The organism is Flavobacterium muglaense, assembly GCF_014305155.1.
GTDB classification, from domain to species: Bacteria; Bacteroidota; Bacteroidia; order Flavobacteriales; family Flavobacteriaceae; genus Flavobacterium; species Flavobacterium muglaense.
The window spans coordinates 1-23,813 of the sequence record NZ_JACRUK010000058.1 but is presented as its reverse complement, the minus strand read 5'-3'; the positions used below and the strand labels follow the sequence as shown (position 1 = coordinate 23,813).

Annotated in this window: 19 protein-coding genes, 1 tRNA gene and 1 pseudogene; 8 read left to right on the top strand and 13 right to left on the bottom strand. The window is 32.8% G+C overall.

From position 1 onward, the window contains the following. Positions 1–248: 248 nt before the first annotated feature. On the bottom strand, positions 249–857 hold the full coding sequence (locus H8R24_RS15890; RefSeq protein ID WP_187021005.1) for a hypothetical protein: 609 nt from the start codon (positions 855–857) through the stop codon (positions 249–251). Positions 858–961: 104 nt separating this feature from the next. Between H8R24_RS15890 and kdsB the strand changes: the two genes are divergently transcribed. Further along, positions 962–1,687, top strand: a complete 726-nt coding sequence (kdsB, locus tag H8R24_RS15885; RefSeq protein ID WP_187021006.1) for a 3-deoxy-manno-octulosonate cytidylyltransferase — start codon at positions 962–964, stop codon at positions 1,685–1,687. On the opposite strand, the gene H8R24_RS15880 is transcribed toward kdsB, so the two are convergent. Together H8R24_RS15880 and H8R24_RS15875 are read right to left on the bottom strand one after the other, a co-directional pair. Beyond that, positions 1,688–2,398, bottom strand: a complete 711-nt coding sequence (locus H8R24_RS15880) for a potassium channel family protein (RefSeq protein ID WP_187021007.1) — start codon at positions 2,396–2,398, stop codon at positions 1,688–1,690. 86 nt (positions 2,399–2,484) lie between these two features. Next, positions 2,485–3,150 carry a spermidine synthase gene (locus tag H8R24_RS15875; protein WP_187021008.1) on the bottom strand — a complete coding sequence of 222 codons (666 nt, stop codon included), beginning with the start codon at positions 3,148–3,150 and terminating at the stop codon, positions 2,485–2,487. Between the two features lie 61 nt (positions 3,151–3,211). On the opposite strand from H8R24_RS15875, the gene H8R24_RS15870 reads away from it, so the two are divergent. Next, positions 3,212–3,763, top strand: coding sequence for a 1-acyl-sn-glycerol-3-phosphate acyltransferase (locus tag H8R24_RS15870; RefSeq protein WP_187021009.1), 552 nt, complete (start codon positions 3,212–3,214; stop codon positions 3,761–3,763). 65 nt (positions 3,764–3,828) lie between these two features. On the opposite strand, the gene H8R24_RS15865 is transcribed toward H8R24_RS15870, so the two are convergent. Next, positions 3,829–4,275 carry a helix-turn-helix domain-containing protein gene (locus H8R24_RS15865; RefSeq protein ID WP_187021011.1) on the bottom strand — a complete coding sequence of 149 codons (447 nt, stop codon included), beginning with the start codon at positions 4,273–4,275 and terminating at the stop codon, positions 3,829–3,831. Positions 4,276–4,583: 308 nt separating this feature from the next. On the opposite strand from H8R24_RS15865, the gene H8R24_RS15860 reads away from it, so the two are divergent. From H8R24_RS15860 to H8R24_RS15845, 4 genes are all read left to right on the top strand, one after another. Continuing rightward, positions 4,584–5,738 carry a M14 family metallopeptidase gene (locus tag H8R24_RS15860; RefSeq protein WP_187021014.1) on the top strand — a complete coding sequence of 385 codons (1,155 nt, stop codon included), beginning with the start codon at positions 4,584–4,586 and terminating at the stop codon, positions 5,736–5,738. Positions 5,739–5,815: 77 nt separating this feature from the next. After that, positions 5,816–6,295, top strand: coding sequence for an Lrp/AsnC family transcriptional regulator (locus H8R24_RS15855; RefSeq protein ID WP_132109674.1), 480 nt, complete (start codon positions 5,816–5,818; stop codon positions 6,293–6,295). Between the two features lie 101 nt (positions 6,296–6,396). After that, positions 6,397–8,982 carry a phosphoenolpyruvate carboxylase gene (locus H8R24_RS15850; protein ID WP_187021017.1) on the top strand — a complete coding sequence of 862 codons (2,586 nt, stop codon included), beginning with the start codon at positions 6,397–6,399 and terminating at the stop codon, positions 8,980–8,982. Positions 8,983–8,991: 9 nt separating this feature from the next. Next, positions 8,992–9,507 (top strand): DinB family protein, encoded by a 516-nt coding sequence (locus tag H8R24_RS15845; protein WP_187021019.1) that lies wholly within the window; start codon positions 8,992–8,994, stop codon positions 9,505–9,507. A gap of 2 nt (positions 9,508–9,509) precedes the next feature. Here the strand turns inward: H8R24_RS15845 and H8R24_RS15840 are convergent. The 7 genes and pseudogenes from H8R24_RS15840 to H8R24_RS15810 form a co-directional block, all read right to left on the bottom strand. Then, positions 9,510–9,878, bottom strand: a pseudogene (locus H8R24_RS15840) (DNA-deoxyinosine glycosylase); the annotation flags it as partial. A 112-nt stretch (positions 9,879–9,990) separates the two neighbouring features. Next, the gene (gene recQ, locus H8R24_RS15835) at positions 9,991–12,105 is read right to left on the bottom strand and encodes a DNA helicase RecQ (protein WP_187021022.1); all 2,115 of its coding nucleotides are present in this window, start codon (positions 12,103–12,105) and stop codon (positions 9,991–9,993) included. 94 nt (positions 12,106–12,199) lie between these two features. After that, on the bottom strand, positions 12,200–12,595 hold the full coding sequence (locus H8R24_RS15830; RefSeq protein ID WP_187021024.1) for a DNA primase: 396 nt from the start codon (positions 12,593–12,595) through the stop codon (positions 12,200–12,202). 9 nt (positions 12,596–12,604) lie between these two features. Continuing rightward, positions 12,605–13,576, bottom strand: coding sequence for a deoxyhypusine synthase family protein (locus H8R24_RS15825; protein ID WP_187021027.1), 972 nt, complete (start codon positions 13,574–13,576; stop codon positions 12,605–12,607). A gap of 97 nt (positions 13,577–13,673) precedes the next feature. Then, on the bottom strand, positions 13,674–15,074 hold the full coding sequence (locus H8R24_RS15820; protein WP_187021029.1) for a type III PLP-dependent enzyme domain-containing protein: 1,401 nt from the start codon (positions 15,072–15,074) through the stop codon (positions 13,674–13,676). A 289-nt stretch (positions 15,075–15,363) separates the two neighbouring features. After that, the gene (gene aroB / locus H8R24_RS15815) at positions 15,364–16,443 is read right to left on the bottom strand and encodes a 3-dehydroquinate synthase (protein WP_187021032.1); all 1,080 of its coding nucleotides are present in this window, start codon (positions 16,441–16,443) and stop codon (positions 15,364–15,366) included. 158 nt (positions 16,444–16,601) lie between these two features. Further along, positions 16,602–18,989: an O-antigen ligase family protein gene (locus tag H8R24_RS15810; RefSeq protein ID WP_187021035.1), complete on the bottom strand. Its 2,388-nt coding sequence runs from the start codon at positions 18,987–18,989 to the stop codon at positions 16,602–16,604. A gap of 160 nt (positions 18,990–19,149) precedes the next feature. Here H8R24_RS15810 and H8R24_RS15805 point away from each other — a divergent pair, with 160 nt between their 5' ends. Beyond that, on the top strand, positions 19,150–20,319 hold the full coding sequence (locus tag H8R24_RS15805) for a proline dehydrogenase family protein (RefSeq protein WP_187021037.1): 1,170 nt from the start codon (positions 19,150–19,152) through the stop codon (positions 20,317–20,319). Between the two features lie 75 nt (positions 20,320–20,394). Here H8R24_RS15805 and H8R24_RS15800 read toward each other — a convergent pair whose 3' ends face one another. Then, a complete protein-coding gene (locus H8R24_RS15800; protein ID WP_187021040.1) occupies positions 20,395–21,714 on the bottom strand; it encodes a porin family protein in 1,320 nt (439 codons plus the stop codon). A 15-nt stretch (positions 21,715–21,729) separates the two neighbouring features. Next, positions 21,730–23,520: an ABC transporter ATP-binding protein gene (locus tag H8R24_RS15795; protein ID WP_187021042.1), complete on the bottom strand. Its 1,791-nt coding sequence runs from the start codon at positions 23,518–23,520 to the stop codon at positions 21,730–21,732. 218 nt (positions 23,521–23,738) lie between these two features. Between H8R24_RS15795 and H8R24_RS15790 the strand changes: the two genes are divergently transcribed. Continuing rightward, positions 23,739–23,813, top strand: a tRNA-Val gene (locus tag H8R24_RS15790).

Sequence of the window (23,813 nt, the reverse complement as noted above, 5' to 3'; positions counted from 1 at the left end):
TGCATTTAAACAAGAAAAAGTAGCTCTAAATACCTCTGTTTTATTGGATTTGCAATTTTTCAGCAAGCCCTAAGTAGTTTTGCTGATTAATTTTCCATTTAGAAATCGCTCTCTTATTATTATATTTCCTTTTTTATCATAAGTGTTTTTAAAAGTTACGGTTTCAATAACTGTATTATCAGCTTTATAATATGTTTTGGTAGTTAGGTTACCGTTTTTATCAATGTCATAACGGTAGTATTTAGAGTTTATAGATTCATTATTCCTTTGGCTTTTATGATATATCCTTTTTTATTAAAATGGTTTTTAGTCTCAATTGTGCCTACGGCAATGGTGTCGATAGAACTTTTAGCAATAAAATAGTTGTTTTTGTAATTATATTCAATTTCAGTTAATTGTTTAATTTTTTTGACGAAGTTGGTTCTTATTTGAACAACATTATGGTATTTATCAAATACTTGAGATTTTAGATTAAACATTCCGTTATTGTAAGTTGCTTTTTCTTCAATCAGATTTTTTAATTGATCGTATTTATAAGTAACTAATGTAGAGTCGTGTGTTGATAGTAGTTGTTTTTCTATCAGTAAACCATTTAGGTATTGATAAATAGCTACTTTTTGACCATTTTCGGTAATGATTTTTTCGTTTTTAATCCTATTGTTCGAATCGAAATTTAAAGTAATAGTTTGAACGAGGTTGACTGTGTCTTTTTTTATGAATTTATATTCATATTGTCTCATATCCATTGACTTAATTTGACCTACTAATTCTTGGGTATAGTCATTATTAAAATCTTTAATTTTAACGGGACTGCAGGAAATTAAAAATATAATAAATAAGAAGCAAATTGATTTCATAGTTTAGTAAGGTAATTTATAGTAAAATAACAATTTAAAGGTATCAAATTTTAGGTGGTAATTTTAAAATAGTAGTATTTTTGTCTAGCAATTTAAATTAATTTATGAAAATAATAGCAGTTATTCCCGCACGTTACGCATCAACAAGATTTCCAGCTAAATTAATGCAAGATTTGGGAGGCAAAACGGTGATTTTGAGAACTTATGAAGCAGCAATCCAAACAGCACTATTTGATGATGTTTTTGTGGTAACCGATTCGGATTTAATTTTTGACGAAATTGTTTCTCATGGTGGTAAAGCAATTAGAAGCATCAAAGAGCATGAGTCTGGTAGTGATCGAATTGCCGAAGCAGTCGAGAATCTAGCTGTCGATATTGTTGTGAATGTGCAAGGAGACGAGCCATTTATTGACAAAGAGCCTTTGGCTAAAGTAATTGAGGTTTTTAAAAATGATACTGATAAAAAAGTGGATTTAGCTTCCTTGATGCGCGAAATAACAAATCAAGAAGAAATTAACAATCCTAATAATGTAAAGGTTGTTACGGATCAAAATAATTTTGCATTGTACTTTTCAAGATCTGTTATACCATTTCCAAGGGAGAAAAATGTAGGAGTACGTTATATGCAGCACATTGGGATTTATGCGTTTAGAAAACAAGCATTGTTGGATTTTTATAGCTTACCGATGATGGCTTTGGAAGCATCCGAAAAACTAGAGCAATTGCGTTATTTAGAATTTGGAAAGCGAATTAAAATGGTTGAGACTACTCATGTAGGAATAGGAATAGATACTTTGGAAGACCTTGAAAAAGCGAGGAAAATGCTGTAGTTAAACGTCAGTGTCTTGATCAAAATAGCCTTTTGATTTTATTTTAGTGGAGAAAAAATTTAAAAACAAAACTACATACATTAACACGAGTAAGGATTGAGAACTCACTAGAAACTTACCAAATGTTTTAACCGGATAATAATCTCCAAAACCAATTGTTGATGCTGTTACGGTACTAAAGTAAATAGAGTCAAACCAGTGATGGAAAGGCTTGTTTAAATAGTTGTCACAACTATATAGAACGGCAAAGGCTAAAACCATTTCTAGATAATTGAAGAATAGCAATAGCATAGACCTTTTGTAAGATCGAGGTTTAGAAAATAAATCAGAAGCAAAAATTAGCGTAGGAATGTATAATATGGTTTCAAACATGATGTAAACCATAATTCCAAGAAGGAATTGATTGGTTTGCCATTGATTGATTATTATGATTAATGGTAAAGCTACTTTTAATAAAACATAAAGATCAACGGCTAAATCTTCATATTCACTTCCTTTTTTAGCGGCTAGGTATTTGATGTAAATTCCAGGGAAAAATAATTGAGAACTGGACAAAAATAAACGAACAATTTTTTCGATTCCGTTATCATCTTGATGATCGTTATTCCAAATTGCTTTTATATTCTGTATTCTTTTTTGAATCGGATTGAAATCAGGCTTGGCTGTTGGGACTACATTTCCTAAAAGTAGTTTTCGTGCAATTTTGTTCATCCTAATTTAAATTTGTTATTGTGAACGAAAGTACAAAATATTTAAGGTTTAAAAGGCGTAGATGCTAGAAGTTGTATTTGTAAATATTAAATCAGTTTTTCTATAACAATTAATTCATTGTGATCTTCGACTCTTGGTATCGATTTAATTTTGCAATTAGCATGATCAAAATCAGCAATGTATTTTTTGTTTCTTAGATTATCTTGATGATTTAAAAGCATGGTATTAAAAAGTACAAATCCACGGCTATTCAACAAAGAACAAACGCTGTTTACAAAGTAATTTTCGAATAAAAAATTAGGCATAGTTGTGTCTTGAAAAACGTCAATAACAATTAAATCATATTTATTTTTTGTTTTGAGAACAAATTCGAAGGCATCATCGATGATGATTTCTAGCTGAGTAATTTTGTCTAGGTCAAAATATTGATTGGCAAGCTGTATAATATCAGGATCTATTTCTACACCGGTAATTTGGCCTTTAAATTCGATTTCATTTACTAAAGTTTTGACAACACTACCACCAGCTACACCTAAAATCAAGACTTCTTTCATTACGGCAATCTGTTGAAAGCCGATGTTTTTAAGTCCTAACCTTAAAATACGCTGCAAACTCCCATAAGAATAATTGGTGTTTTTAGAATCTAAAACTAATTCTCCATTAGCCCAAGTCACTTCAAGTGAGTTACTTACTTTTGATTTTTTATTAAAAATATTGATCGGTATGATATAGCTGGCTATTTTTTTAAGCATCAATGGTGGTTTTTATCGAAATTAGTTTAAAATTATATAATTTGCACAAAAAAAGATAGGAATGAAGAAGCTAATTTACAAATGGATATTTTTTAACCTTATGGGTTGGAAAATTGTAGGAACTATAGACCCCAACTTAAAAAAATGCGTGATGATGATTATGCCACATACTAGCGCTCATGATTTTTATTTAGGGATTTTTACTCGAGGAATCACAGGACTTGACATGAACTGGGTAGGTAAAAAGGAACTGTTTCGGTTTCCATTGGGATTTTATTTTAGATATATGGGAGGAGAGCCGCTAGACCGTTCCGGAGGTTTGAACAAAGTAGATTCGATTGCAGCGATTTTTGCACGGAGAAAAACATTTCGCCTTGCGGTTGCGCCTGAAGGGACAAGAGAAAAAGTAGGCCAACTTAAAACAGGCTTCTATTATATCGCCATGAAGGCAAATGTACCTATTGTTCCTGTAACATTTGATTTTGGTAGAAAGCAGGTAAGTTTAGGACAACCAGTTGAGCCATCTGGAGATTTAGACGCCGACATGACATTGTTACTAAAACATTTCGAAGGAGTGAAAGGGAAAATTCCAGAAAAAGGATTTCTAGTGTAGTTTTGAATGAAATCGTAAAATATTATTTAGTAGGAGCTCCTTTCAGTAAAATGAATGGAGCTTTTTTATTCTGGATTATAGCTTTTAAAAGTTCCGTCTTTGTAGAAAATGACAATTTTATCAATACTTGTTTCGTTGGTCAGTTGATTGATCAACGTTGGCGGTTGTTCTTTACTACTTTCTTTGGTTGTGTTAGTTTCCGCTTTTGGATTATCAAATAGCGTATTCGATGGTGCAACAATAGGAGTAGAGACAACGGATTCTTTTTCAAGAAGTGGCGTTTCGATTTTGGGGAAACTACCTTGACCATTCAATATCCAATATAAATCTACATCAGGATAAACCTCTAAGATTTTCAAAACAAAATCAAGGCTCGGTTTGTTTCTGCCTGATAGTAGGTGAGACAAGCTAGAGCGTTGTACGCCAATTTTATCTGCGAATGCCGAAGCATTTACGCCATAATAATCAAGCAGTATTTCTAGTCGTTTAATAAAATCCTCTATGTTTACCATTGTAATTTAAGCTTTAAAAAAAGTAGTTACAAATGTAAATAAAAAATTATTAACAATAACATTTACACTTGTAAATAGAGTTTAGAAGCCTGATCACCCCTAATTTAAACATTAAGTAAAGATACATAATTATCTAATAAACAGTATTTTGAAATATTTTTTAACAAAAATAACAAAGTACAACAATTGTATACAAAAGGGTAGCTGAATTAGCTTCGAAACAGTTTACATTTATAATAATTTAAAAAAACAACTTGTTTACTTTTGTAAAAACAAAACTGTTTACTTTTGTAAATCAAATAAAAATTATGAATTTAGAACAATTATATTTAGAAAATAAAGAAAATTCGATTGCAGGTAGATATCTAACTTTGGAAAATATTGAGCCTTTATTGCATCGATTAAATGTTGACAATGCGCTTTCTATTATTGGAAAATCAGTGCAAGACAGAGACATATATAAGTATCAAATAGGGACGGGAAAAACCAGAATTTTTCTGTGGTCGCAAATGCATGGGAATGAAAGTACAACAACGAAAGCGTTATTTGACTTTTTAAATTTGCTAAAAAGCGGAACAGATTTAGCTCAAAAACTGTTGTCTAATTTCACTTTTTATACCATTCCTATTCTAAATCCTGATGGAGCAAAGTTGTATACCCGTGTTAATGCAAATGAAATTGACTTAAACAGAGATTCGCAAGACTTAACCCAACCTGAAAGCAGAGTGCTTAGGGCAGCTTTTGAGTCGTTTCGGCCGGACTATTGTTTTAATTTACACGACCAACGCACGATTTTTGGAGTCAATGATACAGGAAAAGTAGCAACAGTCTCTTTTTTAGCACCTTCTTATAATGAAGAAAGAGAAATTAATCCGTCGAGGCTTAAAGCTATTGAGTTAATTGCAGGAATTAATAAGGTTTTGCAAGATTTTATTCCAGGTCAAGTAGGGCGATTTGATGATTCATTCAATATCAATTGCATAGGGGATACTTTTCAGTATTTAGGAGTGCCTACTTTACTGTTTGAAGCTGGGCATTTTCCAGATGATTATGAGAGAGAGGAAACGCGAAAATACATTTTTATGGCGCTTCTGTCTAGTTTTACGATACTTAGCGAAAACGATATAGTTATCAATGGAATTAATAATTATTTAAATATTCCTCAAAATAAAGCCGTTTTTTATGATTTTATATATAAAAATGTCAAAATAAATTATGATGGTATTGAAAAAATAACGAATTTTGCTTCACAATACAAAGAAGAATTAATTGACAATAAAATTCAGTTTAATGCTTACATTGTAGAAATTGGAGATTTAGAAGGGTATTATGGTCATTTTGAGTATGATGCAGAAGGAGCAGTTTATAAAGATGATTTAGAGCAGTTTCCGAAATTAGGTCAAAAAAGCAATTTTTATTTAGAAAATGGTGTTGAATTTGTTAACGGATTGATAAAAAAATAATATTTTTAATCAATTTGTTGTTTTTATGTATATTTTTATACTTTGTTTAAGCTAATAATAATATTAATTAAAGAAATATGAGTAAGTTCCGTTTAGATGAAGTAGATCATCAGATTTTAGATATGTTGATTGATAACACAAGGGTCCCTTTTACAGATATCGCAAAAAAATTGTTAATTTCTGCAGGTACGGTTCATGTTAGAGTAAAAAAGATGGAAGATGCTGGGATTATCATGGGATCGTCATTGGTACTTGATTATGATAAATTAGGGTATTCATTCATTGCTTATGTGGGTGTTTTTCTAAATAATACGTCACAAACTAAGTTTGTGTTGCAACGTATCAACGAAATTCCTTTTGTAACGGTAGCTTCTGTTACAACAGGTAAATTTAATATCTTTTGCAAAATTAGAGCAAAAGATACAAAGCATGCAAAAGATGTTATTTTTATGATTGATGATATCGAAGGAGTGTATAGAACTGAAACTATGATCTCACTTGAAGAAAGCATCAATGATAAGAAGCGCTTAATGCATACTATTTTCAAAAATATGTAATTAAACTTGAACGCTATATTTTTAATATAACCTCAAGTTAGTTCTTGGGGTTATTTTTTTATAACTATTTTTCAACAAACCAATCCAACTATAACAAAATTATGTATACACTACCTAAAATTGAACGTTTTAACCAAAATGTTCTTTCTAAATACAATATATACAACAGTGTTTTTATTACCCTGCCATTTGATTCTATAGATAATACAGGGGTTTTACTTCCTTTATTTACAGAGGTTTGTGAGGCAGGTTTTAAAAAACAAGAAACCCCAAAAGAAATTATTGAGTTTTTCTCTGAAAAGTATTTGCATAGTACGAATGAGGGAGATAAAATTGATTTGATGTTTCGATTTATTCAATACATTGAACGTCAAATTGTTCTTTTTGATGCTGTTGAAGATGCTGCTTTTCCTATTGTAAACAATATGGAAGGTCGTGGCTCTTTGCGTGATATAAAAGAAAAAGCTGAAGCAAAAGGAAAGAAGGAGGAGTTGATTGAGTTTCTTGAGAACTTCAATGTACGTACTGTTTTAACGGCCCATCCTACTCAGTTTTATCCAGGTTCAGTTTTAGGAATCATCAATGATTTAACTGACGCTATTCGTGAAAATAAATTATTGAATATTAAGCATTTATTGGCGCAATTGGGAAAGACGCCTTTTATTAAAAATGAAAAACCAAATCCTTTTGATGAGGCGGTGAGCTTGATTTGGTATTTGGAAAATGTATTCTATAACACTTCGGGTGATATGGTGCATTACTTGCAAAAAAATGTTTTTCAAGGAACTTCTATACAAAATCCGCTCATAAAGCTAGGGTTTTGGCCAGGAGGTGATCGTGATGGAAATCCGTTTGTAACTACTGATATTACACTTAATGTTGCAGAGCGATTAAGAACTTCAATTTTGAAATGTTATTACATCGAAATGAGAAGTTTAAAACGTAAGCTAACGTTCTTTAATGTAGATGTTTTAGTAGCAGAACTTGAACATAAGCTTTATCGTTCTGTGTTTTATTCGAAAGGAGAAATTTACATTACTTTAGACGAGTTTAAAGCACAATTAAACAAGATAAAAACAATTGTTATTGAGCAACATCAGTCATTGTATTTGGATGAATTGGATGCTTTGTTGATAAAGGTTAATCTTTTTGGATTTCATTTTGCAACTTTAGATATTCGTCAAAACAGTCGCATTCATAATGCTGTATTTAAAGATATATTTGATTTTTATTCTAAAGCTGACACTGGTTTATTTCCGGACAACTATTATGATTTAAGCGAGAATGAGAAATTCGAAGTGCTAGCTCAAGTTAAAGGAGATCTTAATTCAGCTGATTTTGAAAATGAAATTACAAAGTCGACTATTGAGTCTATCCAAGCTATTAAGACTATTCAACAAAATAACGGAGAATTTGGCGCAAATCGTTATATCATTAGTAATAATGAAAGCGCATTAAATGTTATGGAGACCTTTGCAATGATTCGTTTAAGTAATTGGGAAAATCCAACGGTCGATGTTGTGCCGTTATTTGAATCGGTAGACGACCTACGCGATGCGCACAATGTAATGGAAAAGTTGTATACGAATCCAATGTATGCGAATCATTTAGTAAATAGAGGAATGAAGCAAACGATTATGCTTGGTTTTTCTGATGGTACTAAGGATGGCGGTTATTTAATGGCGAACTGGAGTATTTATCAAGCAAAAGAAGCTTTGACAGCTATATCCAGACAATATGGAGTTGATGTTATCTTCTTTGATGGTCGTGGTGGGCCTCCAGCACGTGGTGGTGGAAAAACACATAAATTCTATGCTTCATTAGGGCCAAATATAGAAAACAAGGAAATTCAAATCACGGTACAAGGGCAAACAATTAGTTCTAATTTTGGAACATTGGATTCTTGTCGTTATAACTTAGAGAATTTATTGAGTGCTGGTGTAACTAACCATGTTTTTAGTAAAACTAAAAATCTTTTTTCAAGTGATGAAAAAGAGGTGATGGGACATTTGGCCGATTTAGGATATAAAAAATACCTGAGCTTTAAGAATCATCCAAAATTCATTCCGTACTTGGAGCAAATGAGTACGTTGAAATATTATGCTAAAACAAATATAGGAAGTCGACCTTCTAAAAGAAGTAAGTCTGCACAGTTAGATTTTGCCGACTTGCGAGCGATACCTTTTGTAGGGTCTTGGAGTCAATTGAAGCAAAATGTACCAGGTTTTTTTGGAGTAGGTACAGCTTTAAAGTATTATGAGGATACAGATCAATGGGGCAAAGTTCAGGATTTATATGATAATTCATTATTTTTCAAAACACTTTTAGAGAATAGTATGATGTCATTGGCTAAGTCATTTTTCCCTTTGACAGCCTACATGAAAAAAGATTCAAATTTTGGCGAGTTTTGGCAAATTATCTATGATGAGTTTTTGGAAACAAAACGTTTGTTGTTGAAAATAGCGGGACATACAGAATTGATGGAGAATTATCCTGATGGTAAAGCATCAATTCAAATAAGAGAGCGTATTGTGTTGCCTTTGTTGACAATACAACAATATGCTTTATTGAGAATTAATGAATTAAACAAAGAAGCGGTGGTTGATGAGCAATTAATAAAGGTCTACGAAAAAATCGTAACACGCTCTTTGTTTGGAAATACTAACGCGAGTAGAAACTCGGCTTAAATGTAAACTATGGTATCAAGTGAATTAAGAGATGATGAGTATGCACCGTTTTTCGCAGGCTATGTTAATGCAGCAGCAAATACAAATTTAATTGAAGAACTAGAAATTTGTCTTCATGAGTTCATTCGATTTGTGCAAGACATTCCGATGGACAAATTTGATTATCGCTATGCCGAAGGGAAATGGACGATCAAAGAAATCATTCAACATATAATTGATACCGAGCGAATTTTTGCTTACAGAGCGTTGCGAATATCTAGAAATGACAAAACTCCTTTACCAGGTTTTGATGAAAATGATTATGTAGACAATACCAATGCCAACGAAAGAAACCTTCAAGGTTTATTGACAGAAATGGCTGTGGTAAGACAAGCTACTTTATCATTATTCAATAGCTTTTCAAAGGAACAATTAATGCGTATAGGAACAGCATCAAATACATCAATTTCAGTTAGGGCCATTGGTTTTATAATGATAGGACACCAAAAACACCATCAAAAAGTTTTTGAAGAAAGGTATTTGTAAGTTTAAAAACAACTAGACCATATTTCCAGTTTTTTGTCAAATGACATTGTATTAGCTGGACTTGTAGAAGGCATCACATAATATGTGATGCCTTTTATTTGTCCAACTTTTTTAAAAAAGTATTTATGGCTTTCTTTACCATTGAATATTATTTTTTTTACTTGTGGATATTTCTTGAATAAAGAAATAAAATCATTTTCCTTCTGGTTTTTTATATGAATATCGAGACTACCTTTTCTTTCACAGTTTTGCAGAACATCCCACAATCCAATAGTGTGGTTTTGTATTAATTTTATTTTGTCTTCAAATTTTTCATCTATGGGAAGCTCGTTGAATAAAGTGTACATAATTTTCCAGAAATGATTTCTTGGATGAGCGTAATATTATTGTTTTTCTAGAGAAGCAATTCCTGGCATTGTACCCAAAATTAAAACCTCAGTTTCTGAATTGACGTAGGGTAAAAATGAAGTTATCATTTTGATTTTAATTAAAATTGGGATCTTTTTCAAGTATTGCTAATCCCATTCTGATCGTATCATAAGCGACTTTTTCTTCAAAGTAGTCAAAGTATGGTTTTAATGCAGGAGGGTTTTCTAATTTTATTTTGGCAGCTTTAATCTGATCGATTTCCTCTTTCGATACAAATTGAAACAAGTCGATAGGTTCACCATCGGCATATAATTTAGCAAAATGGGACATGATAGTTCCAATTCCTAGATTTCTTTTTTCAGCAATTTCTGCTGCTGTATGTCCCTTTTTGAATAATTCGAATGTTTCGTTGTAAGTACTAGATTCTTTTTTAGTTTTTACCGTTTTATCTTTATGAAATTCAATTATTGCTTTTATGAAGGCGTCTCCATATTTTTCCAATTTGACTTTCCCTACACCATCAATCGTGATTAATTCCTCATCACTCATTGGTCGCACTGTTTCCATTTGGCGTAAAGCAGCATCACTAAAAATTACATAGGCAGGAACATTTTCTTCTTTTGAAATATCGTAACGTAATTTTTTTAATTTTTCGAATAGAGAATTGGCATTCGATTTCTTTTTGGGTTCAGCTGCTGTTCCTTTTTCGGCTGTTGCTTTGACAACGGTTGTCAATTGCACTTTATCGCCTTCAAACAAAACCTCACGTGCCAAAGTCGTGAGTCTGATTTTATTTTGTTGGTGAAAAGCAATCTCACAGTATCCTTGATTGATAAGCTGAATGATGTATTGATTCCAATCGTACCACGAAATATCACTTCCCACAGCATAAGTTTTAAGATTTTGGTATCCTTGCTCGAAAATATAAGCGTTTTTTGATCCTCTTAAAAAATCTACAATTACCGGAAGTGGTTCTGATTCCTGTAAACGTATAATCGCTGACAATGCTTTTTGTGCGATAATTGTTCCGTCAAAAAATTCTGGAGGATTTTTACAAATATCACAATTGCCACAATTTTCAGTAACCAGTTCTCCAAAATAGGAGAGTAGTATCTTACGTCGACAACTCAAAGCATCTGCATACTGTTTCATGCGTTCGAGTTTGGCAAGTTGCACCTCGGCATTTAAACCTTGGGAAGCAAATTTTTGTAATTGAATTACATCACCGTAACTTTCGAATAAAATAGTTTCAGATGGTAAGCCATCACGACCCGCACGTCCAATTTCTTGGTAATACCCTTCGATATTTTTAGGTAAATTGTAATGAATCACCCATCGTACATTTGATTTGTCAATTCCCATTCCAAAGGCAATAGTAGCGCAAACTACTTGACAGTCATCATTTATGAATTCATCTTGAGTTTTAGAGCGTGTATTGTTATCTAGTCCAGCATGATAAGCTTTTGCGTTGACACCTACTTTTTGTAATTTCTCGGCTAATTCTTCGGTAGTTTTTCGACTCAGACAGTACACAATTCCAGATTCGGTAGGTTTATCGCTAATAAAATCAACAATTTGTTTGACTCTGTCTAAAGCTGGTCTAACCTCCAAACTTAAATTTTTTCTATCGAATGAAGAAATGAAAACTGCTGGGTTTTGTAGATTTAGTTGGTTACTAATATCGGTTCGAGTGGCTTTATCGGCAGTTGCAGTCAATGCTAGGATAGGAGTAGTGGGGAAACGATTTTTTAAATATCCTAAATTAGTGTAAGCTGGTCTAAAGTCATGCCCCCAAGATGAAATACAATGTGCTTCATCAATCGCAATTAAGCTGATGGTTATTTCATTAAAAGCATTTTCTAAATAGGATAAACTTTCTGGAGCAACGTAAACCATTTTTATTTTGTTGCTTTTCAAATTTTGGATGTGTGTTTGCTGTTCCTCTGATGATTGGCTACTGTTGATATAACAAGCTTCAATTCCGTTGGTTCTCAAACTATCCACTTGATCTTTCATTAACGCAATCAAAGGCGAAATCACGATTGTAATTCCAGGAAATAATAAGGCAGGCAATTGAAAACAAATTGATTTTCCGCCTCCAGTAGGCATAATGGCCAAGGTATCTTGTCCTGCAATAATGGTATTGATAATTTTTTCCTGATTGGGTCTAAATTTTTCAAAACCAAAATTCAGTTTTAATGTTTCGTGTAGTAATTGCGATGTTATCATAGGGCTTGCCAGAACAGGGTTGTTGCAAAAGTCTTGTTTTTAATCGTATAAAAAAAAGGAACTCAAAAAGAGTTCCTTTATATGTTATAATGAATTAATCTTCATCGTCATCGTCATCGTCATCATCGTCAGCATAATCTTTTTTATCTGAATCCTCATCGTCTTCATCGTCAACATCCGGTTTGTCATCATCATCATCATCATCATCGTCTAGATCAAGACCTTTGATTGGGATGATTGGTTCGATTACATCATCGATTTCATCGTCATCTTCGTCATCATGATTCTCAATTCTATCAGCAAGTTTCATACTTACTTTTACTAAATAAATAGTATCCTCAGTACGTACTTCTACTGCTTCTATTAATTCGTTTTTAGCATTTCTAAAACGAATAATATCAGAGTCATCATAACCATCAGGAAATCTTTCTACTAAAAGATTCAAGATTTCGTTTGTAAGCTTTGCGTAATCAACAATTACTCTTTTCATAATGATATTCTATAAGTCTAATAAATAAGCAAAAATTAATGGAGCTACAATTGTAGCATCCGACTCAATAATAAACTTAGGAGTATTGATATCTAATTTACCCCAAGTTATTTTTTCATTTGGTACGGCACCAGAGTAAGAACCGTAACTTGTTGTAGAATCTGAAATTTGACAGAAATAACTCCAGAAAGGAATGTCATGCATTTCCATGTCTTGGTACAACATTGGTACTACGCATATTGGAAAATCTCCTGCGATTCCACCACCAATTTGGAAAAATCCAATTCCGTTAGTACTGTTCTTTGGATACCAGTCTGCTAAGAAAGTCATGTATTCAATACCTGATTTCATTGTAGATGCTTTCAATTCTCCTTTAATTACGTAAGAAGCAAAGATGTTTCCCATTGTACTGTCTTCCCAACCTGGAACAACAATAGGTAAATTTTTCTCTGCAGCTGCATACATCCAACTGTCTTTTAAGTCAATTTCGTAATATTCTTCAAGAACACCAGAAAGCAACATTTTATACATAAATTCATGCGGAAAATATCTTTCTCCTTTATCATCGGCATCTTTCCATATTTTATAAATATGTTTTTGCAAACGACGGAATGCTTCATGCTCAGGAATACAAGTATCAGTAACTCTATTTAATCCTCTTTCTAATAAATCCCATTCGTCTTGAGGAGTTAGGTCACGGTAGTTAGGAACTCTCTCGTAGTGAGAGTGCGCTACTAGGTTCATGATGTCCTCTTCAAGATTTGCTCCTGTACAAGAAATAATTTGAACTTTATCTTGACGAATGATTTCGGCAAATATTTTTCCAATTTCGGCTGTACTCATTGCACCCGCCATACTCACCATCATTTTGGCACCATTTGCTAACTGTTGTTCGTATGCTTTCGCAGCATCAACAAGTGATGCAGAATTGAAGTGCAAATAATGTTTTTCTATAAACTGACTTATAGGTCCTTTACTCATTTTGTGGATTTTAAATATTTAAAAATCAAAGATTTGAAATTAACATAGTTCTCAAATATATGAAATTTTTAAATTGACTAATTGTGTATGTAATAATTTATTTTTTGTTGTAACCTAAAATTTTCAATACATCATCGGATGTTTGTTGTTCTGAGAAAACTTCCGTTGCTAGAATTCCGTTTTCATCCCTATCAATTAAGATATGTTTGGGTTGTGGAATTAAGCAATGGTGTAATCCGCCGTAACCACCTATTGTTTCTTGATACGCACCTGTGTTGAAAAAACCAATATACAAAGGTTTTTCTTTATTGTATTTAGGCAAATAGATAGCATTCATGTTTTGCTCAGAGTTGTAATAATCATCACTATCACAAGTCAATCCTCCCAGTAGAACTCTTTCGTAAGTTTCATTCCAGCGGTTGATTGCTAGCATGATGAAACGCTTGTTGATTGCCCAAGTATCAGGAAGAGTAGTAATGAACGATGAGTCAATCATGTTCCACTTCTCTCTATCGTTTTGTTGTTTTTGATATAAAATTTGATAGATTGCTCCACCACTTTCGCCTACTGTAAACGAACCAAATTCAGTAAAGATGTTTGGGACATCAACTTCGGCTTCGTCACAAGCAATTTTTATTTGATTGATAATTTCGTCAATCATGTATTGGTAATCGTATTCAAACGCCAAAGAGTTTTTGATAGGAAAACCACCACCAATATTTAATCCATCTAGTGAGGGACATTCTTTTTTAAGTGCAATATATACTTTGATACATTTCACTAACTCATTCCAGTAATAGGCAGTATCATTGATACCTGTATTAATGAAAAAGTGTAGCATTTTTAGTTCAAGCTTATCGTTATCTTGAATTTGCTTTTTGTAAAAATTGACAATGTTCTTATATCCTATTCCTAATCTAGAAGTGTAGAACTCAAATTTTGGTTCTTCCTCTGCAGCAATACGAATCCCTATTTTAAACTTTCCTTTAATTTCAGCTTGAAGCAAATCTAATTCCTCGTAATTGTCAATGATCGGAATAGTATTTTTATGACCGTTGTTGACTAATCTAGCTATGTTTTCAATGTATTGGTCTCTTTTAAAACCATTACAGATTACATATGTACTCTTATTGATTTTTCCATTGGCCATTAAATTTTCGACAATATTAATATCAAATGCCGATGAAGTTTCAACATGGATGTTGTTCTTGAACGCCTCATTCATAATAAATTCAAAATGAGAGCTTTTAGTACAATAGCAGTAGAAGTATTTACCATCGTATTTATTTTTCTCCATCGACTTACGAAACCAGCTTTTGGCTTTGTTAATGTTGTTAGAAATTTGAGGTAAATAGGTAAACTTTAATGGAGTACCGTATTGTTCTACTAGTTTCATTAAATCAATATTATGAAACTGAAGATTATCTTTGTTTAATTTAAATTCTTCTTGAGGAAAGTAATAAGTTTGATTGATTAAGTCGCTATATTTTGTATTCATTTGTTTTTGAGTGAATTAGGTGATTGAAATTAAAGTGTAGTTCTTCACCAATTCAAACACGAATATTAGCATAAATAATCTGCAGCTTTTCGTTGTCCATAATTAAGTACTGAAAAATATCAAAACTAAAGTTACCTTTAATGGTATTGAAGTGCTTCAACATTCTTAAAAAAGAAATATTGTTTCGATTCAAGTTTTTATTAAATTTTCTTCTGTTTTGATTTGTTTTCATTGGGGCAAATGTAAAAAATAATTTATACGTAATGCAATCCTTTTGGGTAAAAATATATTAAGATTTATAATCTTTAAAAGCGCTAAGAATTAATTCATTTTCAACCAATTGATTTATCTTGATTTTACCAATTCCGTCGATCAGGGCAAACTGAATGCTTCCGTACTCATTTTTCTTGTCATGAATAAGGAGCTCGAGGATAGGATCAATGTCTATTTCCTCAAAATCAATATTGTCATAGATCGCTTTTATAGTCGTTTTTATTTGATTGTATTGTTCTATGCTAATTAGTTTTTTATCTAGTGCAATATAGCTTTCTAGAATCATTCCTACTGCAATAGCTTCTCCGTGTAATAAAGTGGTTTTGTTTTCATTTTCTAAAAAGTAACTTTCTATTGCATGTCCAAGCGTATGACCGAAATTCAATGATTTTCTAAGGTTTTTTTCCGTTGGATCAATCGTTACGATTTCATTTTTGATTTCGACTGAACGATAGATTAATGCATCAAAGTCGGCATAATCAATTGCTTTTAAGTCTAAGAATTGTTCCCAGTAGTTTTGATCATAAATCAAACCGTGTTTTAGCATTTCTGCTAGACCAGATCGCATTTCGTTTTGAGGTACCGTTTGTAGATAGTCAGTATCAATCAACACCATTATAGGAAGGTTAAAAACACCAATTTGATTTTTTAAATTTCCTAAATCTACTCCGTTTTTACCACCTACGGAAGCATCAACCATAGAAAGTAGAGTAGTAGGGATGTTAATAAAATCAACCCCTCGCTTGAATGTTGATGCCACAAATCCTCCTAAGTCAGTCACAACACCACCACCAAGATTGATCACTAAGCTTTTTCTATCAGCGCCTAGTTCTGTTAGTACATTCCATATTTGAACGCAAGTCTCTATGTTTTTGTTGATTTCGCCATTTTCAAATTCGATAATTTCGATGGTCAAATCAGTTTCTAAATAAGGTAAAAATTTAGGTGCACAAAACTCATTTGTATTACTATCTACGATGATAAATAAATTTGAATACTTATTTTCTTTTAAATGTAAATTTAAAGCTTTGTACCCTTGCTCGTTGAAATAGATTGGATGATTGCTTGCTTGTATGGTTTGTAACGAATGTGACATAGTTGTATAATTTAAAGGCCTTTGAAAAGCACTTCTGATTTGATTATATTTTGCGAACCTCAAAAGGTACCGGTGGCGAATTTAAGGTTTTTATAAATAAAAGTTTAGTTGATTTTTTTCGAATTAAAGAAAATAACAAATTTGATTATTCTGTTGCATTATTTGCACAATTGATTCAATAACGGTTCTGTATTAGGAAATTTTTTATCGGAAGCAATAGTTAAATATTTACAGCCATTTTCTTTGTCTTTAAGATTGAAATAACAACCTGCTAAAAGGTATTCTGTTTTTCCGGGCTCTAAATTAGCATCGCCTAATGTTTGTTTTAAGTATTTGACAGCGCTATCAGGTTTATTCATTTTATAATAACACACTCCAATATCCTGTAGAATCACTCTTTTCTCCGGGCTTTGTTCAAACGCTTTTTTATAGAGTTCGATAGCTTTTTCAAATTGGTTTTGGTCTCCCATTTTTTTAGCGTCTACCATATAGTTTTTCTCAGTAGAAGGAGCAACTGCTGGATCTTCGGGTAATATATTATCACTGTTTTTGACGCCGGTTAGTCGTTCTGTTAGGATTTTTTTTCGTTTTAAAAGCGAAGTATCCTTTGGAAAAGACAGCAAACCTTTATCAACAAACTGTATAATATTTTTTATTTTATAATTAGAGTTATACAAGGCTGAAGAACTGTTTTTCCAGTTGCTAGCCATATTACGGTAAGAACTAAATAGATTGTGAATTTTTAAAATTTCAACAGTATCTTTCTTTTTAGAAGCCATATTAATAGCATCTAAAAAGTAATTGCTGTTTCTAGGTCGCGTGTAAAAAGCAATTTTAGCATACTTATAGGCATCATCTATGTTTCCTTTCGATTTTTCAATACGATGCAAATACCAGTCGGGTACTCCTAAATAAGGGTTGATGCTTTTGGCTACATTGAAATACTGTGTTGCTTTGATGTAGTTATTTTCTTTAAAATAAGCAATAGCAAGATATTCAGGATACGATTCTGCGTAGATACCTACGTTTGGGAATTTAGGCATTCTTTCGGCAATTTCAGTAGAAGTTACCGTGCTATACTTAATTTTATATTCCAGTTGATAGGCTCTAAGTATTACAAAAGTGAAATAAATGGTAATAGCGGCCAATGTTATTAATCCCAAAGGCAAGATTGACTTCTTGTTTGAATTTGATTCCTCAGTTTGCTCTTCGATAACTTGTTCTGGATCGTTTAATAGGGTAAAGGCTAGTAGTATTGCAAAACTAAATTGCATGGTTGAGCGATACAACGGAAAGTTGAAAAAAGCATCAATTCCGTAGCTTATCACCATTAATAAGGTTAATAAAGCTATTGTTTTTGTAGTTGATTTTTCCTTTTTAAGTACTTTTTTGAGATTGGTTAGTACTAGTAATCCAAAAAGAAATAAGTACACTAGACCGTTAAAAACCCCTGTTTCAGTTGTTATTTCTAGAAAATCATTGTGGGTATGTGATGAGCTAAACGCATCATCGATGTACTTACTTTCATAAGGTAAGCTTTCTAGCTTCCAGTTTCCAATTCCTACGCCCATCACTGGATTTTTTTGAATGATTGTTAGAGCAGTTTTCCAGTAGGTTAAACGGGCATTATTTGATGCATCTTTAGTATTAACAATTTGTGTAACTCTATTTCCTACAGACTGAAAACGACCTGTTCCTTGATTGCTAGAAAAAACGGTATTTGTTATAATAAAACTTAGAAAAATAGGGATTACAATAAATAGCACATTTGTAATAGTGCTTTTAGTGATTCGGTTTGATTTAATGTAATACACAACATAGGCTACAAATGTAAAAAACATACTAATGTAGGCTGCTCTCGCACTAATAAAGAAGATAGTTAATGTTGCTAGGAATAGAGAAAGGGCAAAAAAAACTTTTTTGAATTTAGAATAATGGGTTAGTCCTATGAGAATAAATGGAATCTTGATACTCAAACTAGCCGCATAAACGTTGATGTTACCTGTATTTCCCTTTAGAATATCAATTGCATTAAATATGTTGCTGGTTTTTGCATGTTTAATAAGTTGAAAGAACTCTAAGGATGTTTGTAAAAACACACTAATAGCTATTATAAAACAGAGTTTGTAAACAAGGTATAAACGCTTGTAGAACAGTGCGTACAAATTTAGAAACATACTGAGCACAACCAGAAGATCGACAAAGCTTACGATTGATATAGAAATATTATTGGCTATAAAAAGGGTGATTCCACAAAAGAACAAGAAAACAGCATAGGATCTAAATATCCAATCTTTTTTTAAACCTCCAAATAAATTTTGCGAAAGCAACAGTGGATTTTTAAATAAATAAACAGCGATGACACAATTTAAGACTGCTAAGTAAAAAAACTGGGTACCAATAATTTCGATACTTTTAAAATCAGGTAAAAAATCGATTACTAAATAGCAACAAAAAAAAAGTAATGCCATAAAGTCATAATAAGTACTATTTTGCGAATCAGAAGTTGACTGTACCGCCTCGGTACTATTAATTTTATTCTTCATTTTTGTAATTTACTATATTCTCTACAAATTTATAAATTATTAACTTTAATAGGAAGTTTAATCAAAATATTGTTCATTATATATTATGCTTTTTATTATTATAAAAAATATTAATTATTTATAAAAGTCTATTTATATTTGTCAAAAAACTAACGTACAAATGGATAAAATTTTCAATAATACTCAAGTTGCATTTTCATTGAAGAGCGATACCGAACTTGATAGAGCTTATTTTCTTTTTAAAATGATTGCCAATCAACCATTGGTTCGAATTGGAACAGCAGTTACAAATTTTGCTTTAAAAGCAAATCTACCAGTTGAAGGACTAATTAGAGCTACTGTTTTTGATCATTTTTGTGGTGGAGTAAATGAAGAAGATTGTCTTTCTGTAGTTGATAAAATGTATACCAAAGGGGTTTCGTCTGTTTTAGATTATTCGGTTGAAGGAAAAGAAGAAGAAGATCAGTTTGATGCAGCATTAAAAATGACATTAAAAACGATTGAATTTGCCAAAGAACGAATGGCAATTCCGTTTGCTGTTTTTAAACCTACTGGATTAGGACGTTTTGAATTATACGAAAAAGTAGGGAATAAAGAAGCTTTTACTGCTGATGAGCAAGCAGAATGGAACCGAGTTTTGGCTCGTTTTGATTTGGTTTGCCAAGAAGGACATAAAAAAGATGTTGCATTATTGATTGATGGAGAAGAGAGTTGGATGCAAGATGCTGCAGATGCTATTGTAACGGATATGATGCGCAAGTACAATAAGGAGAAAACGATTGTTTTTAATACGTTGCAGTTGTACCGTTGGGATCGTTTGGATTATTTGAAGCAGTTGCATGAAGTAGCGAAAACAGAAGGATTTTTCATCGGTATGAAAATTGTTCGTGGCGCTTACATGGAAAAAGAGAATGTGCGTGCAACTGAAAAGGGATATCCTACCCCTATATGTGCGACAAAGGAAGCGACGGATATTAATTATGATGAAACAGTAAAATACATGTTGGATCATCTTGATTTACTCTCGATTTTTGCAGGAACCCATAATGAGGCTAGTACTTATAAATTAATGGAGCTAATGCAAAGTAAAGGTATCGCTGCTAAGGACGAACGCATCTGGTTTGGGCAATTGTATGGAATGAGCGACAATATAAGTTACAATCTAGCCGAAAACGGTTATAATGTTGCAAAATATTTACCATTTGGACCTGTTAAGGATGTTATGCCTTATTTGATTCGTCGTGCGGAAGAAAACACTTCTGTTGCGGGACAAACTAGTCGTGAATTAGAAATGATTAAAGCTGAAAGAAAAAGAAGAAAAGAAGCTTAGTTGATAACAATTTAGACAATAATAAAAAAAGGTTTCGCAATAGCGAAACCTTTTTTTATTGTGATTTTTTTTAGTTTAGAAAGAAATTTGAAATTGTAGCATTACCATGCTTTTACGTTCAGCTTGTGGATAAGTAACTCCTGTTTTTTCAAAAATAGAACGGTTTTGGTATCCTAAGCTCAGTTTAGGACCTAGTGTACCAGTTAAGTAATAGTTAGCTCCTAATTCATACAGACTCATAGGGCTGCTAAGTGCTTCTAAATCGGCAATTTGACCGGCCGCATATACTTGTAGCCTTCCTTTAGTAGCGGCGTTTTTAGGTTTAGCAAATAAATAACCTACTTGACCATAGTAAATATTTCCAGTTCCAACTCCAATAAATCCGTTTCCAGATCCATTCAATAATGATGTGTCTACAATTGCAGGGTCGGGAGTTGCGATAGAGCGAGTATAATTTTTCCCGAGGTTACAATTGTTGTAGGCGGCATAAAGAGTTAAAGCATCTCCTTTGGCGCTAACAGGCTTGTCATAAAACACATCTAGACCTACGACGCTCATGTCTTCATAAATAAGAGTGGTAGCATCTGCAGGATCTAAGCGCCACATTGCTTTTGACTGTGTCAAATATCCTAAGCCGATGTTGAAAATCTTTTTAGTACCAAGATAGGTACCTTTATTGTAAGGTTCGGTATTAGATTCTTTATCAGCGAATTGATAAGTTAACAGCCCAGAATATTGTGCTTTTGGAGTATGTGTGCTTATGGTAGAGTTCAAATTTAGCGTGCTTGTAGCATTGCGATACGGATTTGTGATGGCAACTCGATAACTTAATTTGTCAAATATTCCTTTGGCATAAATACTTAAGTTACGGTTACCAAAAGTAGAAGATACATTAATATTTTGTTGGTATATTGGTGCATCAAGTGTAAGTTGGGAAGATGAACTATTAGCCGAGTAACGTGTAGTTCCTGCTCCCCAAGCAGTAAGTCCACCACCAAGATGAAATTTATCATTAAAGTGATACTCTCCAATAGCGTCTAATAGTGACAAAGGCGCATTTGATGGTCCGCTGTTTTGAGTAAAGTTAATATTGTTTTGACCCAATTGAATGTGGAAAAACACATTTTCCGTTAGCATTCCCATTGCTTGTAAGCGCAAACGTCTTAGTACGATGTCAGTTGTGTTTGCAACTATGTTGTCTCCAACTTTACTATTGGGATTCAGCTCTGTATAACGTGCCCATAGTTGAAAATTTGCACCAAATTTGATGTACTTCTTCCCGTCTTCAGAAAGATTTACTTTGAAAGGGTTTTTTGTTTCTTGTGCTTCTACAGCAACAGATTTTAAAAGCAGTACTAGTAATAGAACGACTGCTTTAGTAAGGGTTGTTTTCATTTGGGTAATTAGTAGTTAGAAATCAGTGAATTGTAAGTTGCTTAAGTTTTTATATTTCCCGTTTTCAAGAGCAATGAGTTCTTGGTGTGTTCCTTTTTCAGAAACAATTCCATTATCCAATACTAATATTTGATCTGCAGTACGTATAGTGGATAAGCGGTGAGCAATAATAATACTCGTTCTTCCTTGCATTAGTATTTCTAGTGCTTCTTGAACCAGTTTTTCGCTTTCACTATCTAATGATGAAGTTGCTTCGTCTAGGATCAAAATACTTGGATTTTTTAATAATGCTCTCGCAATAGCGATGCGTTGGCGTTGTCCTCCAGATAGTTTAATACCTCTTTCTCCCACAATTGTTTCAAATTGCTCTGGAAAACTTTCGATAAAATTTAAAGCGTTGGCTTGTTTTGCTGCCGCAAAAATTTCGTCGTTAGTAGCATTTGGTTTTCCGTAAGCTATATTTTCTTTTATTGTTCCACCAAAAAGAATGACATCTTGAGGAACAATGCTCATGTTTCCTCTAAGAGTTTCTAGATCGTATTCATAAATATTTTTTCCATCAATTAGGATTGGACCTCCTTCAATATCATAAAAGCGCAATAGTAAGGATGCAATAGTAGATTTTCCAGCACCACTAGGTCCCACAATAGCTATTTTTTGGCCAAAAGCCACATCAAAGTTTACGTCTTTTAATACTTCAATTTCCTTACGAGAGGGGTAGCTAAAAGCGACATTCTTGAAGGTAACCGTTCCTTTTAATTTTTCAATATTCGCTGAGTCCATTGTAGAAGAAATAGCTTCTGGTTGTTCGTCTAATAATTCAAAAACACGTTCCGTAGCCCCAACCGCTTTTTGAATCTGAGCATACATTTCGGCAATACCACCAAAAGAGGCCCCAATAAATGTGGTATATAATATAAAAGATATTAAATCTCCCACACCTTCAACTTCACCTTTAATAGTTAATGTAATTCCGTACCAAACTACGGCAACCACACAACCAAAAAGACATAGTATAATGAATGAAGCAAAATACCCTCTGTATTGCCCACCTTTAATGGCAATTTTTACAATCTCGTTGATTTTGTTTTTATAACGTTGTAATTCATACCATTCATTGGCGAAAGCCTTAACATTTGTAATCCCTTGTAATGTTTCTTCAACAATCACTTGACTTTCGGCTACTTTATCTTGTGTTTTTTTTCCGTACTTGCGTATAAAACGACCAAATAAAACCGCTCCAACTGCTACAACAGGTACGATGCAAAGCATCATCAAAGTTAGTTTAGGAGAAATGCTTCCTAAAATTATAAATCCACCAACAATCAGTATAAATTGACGTAAAAATTCGGCTATGGTTGTTGTAAAAGTATCTTGCAGTTGAGAAATATCGGCGCTAATACGGCTATTCAGTTCACCAACTCTTTTCTGAGAAAAAAACGACATGGGTAACTTGATCAAATTCTCATACAATGCAAAACGAATGTTTGATAAAGAGTTTTCTGTAAAGTTGACGAACAGTGAAATTCTAAAGAAGGAAAAGATCGCTTGCAAAACAAGGATTCCCATTAAAGCAAGCGCAATCTCATTGGCCTTATCCAGATCCTTATTAGTTACACAGTCTACTAACATTCCCATTAATTTAGGAAAGGCTAGGGCGGTAGCACTTGTTAATAGTAAAAAAACCAAGCCTACAAAAAATTTCCATTTATGGTTTTTAGCATATTTAAAAATTCGGAGCGCTTTATGAAGTGAATTCGAGTTTAACTTCGCTTTCGGTAAATCATTTTCTTTGAACCTTGCCATTATATTTTATTTATTTGGCAAATGTACCACTATAGGCAATCATTACAAAAAAATAATAATCACAAAGTTTTTTATTAAATAACTGTAATTGAGGAGGAAAGAAAAAAGTGGTGAAATTTTATTAATTTATTTTAAAAAAACGCTTGTGAATCCCAATTCTAGGTGTATATTTGCACCAGCAATAACGAACAACACGGTTCATGAGATGCTAAATAATAGGGCGATTAGCTCAGCTGGTTCAGAGCACCTCGTTTACACCGAGGGGGTCGGGGGTTCGAACCCCTCATCGCCCA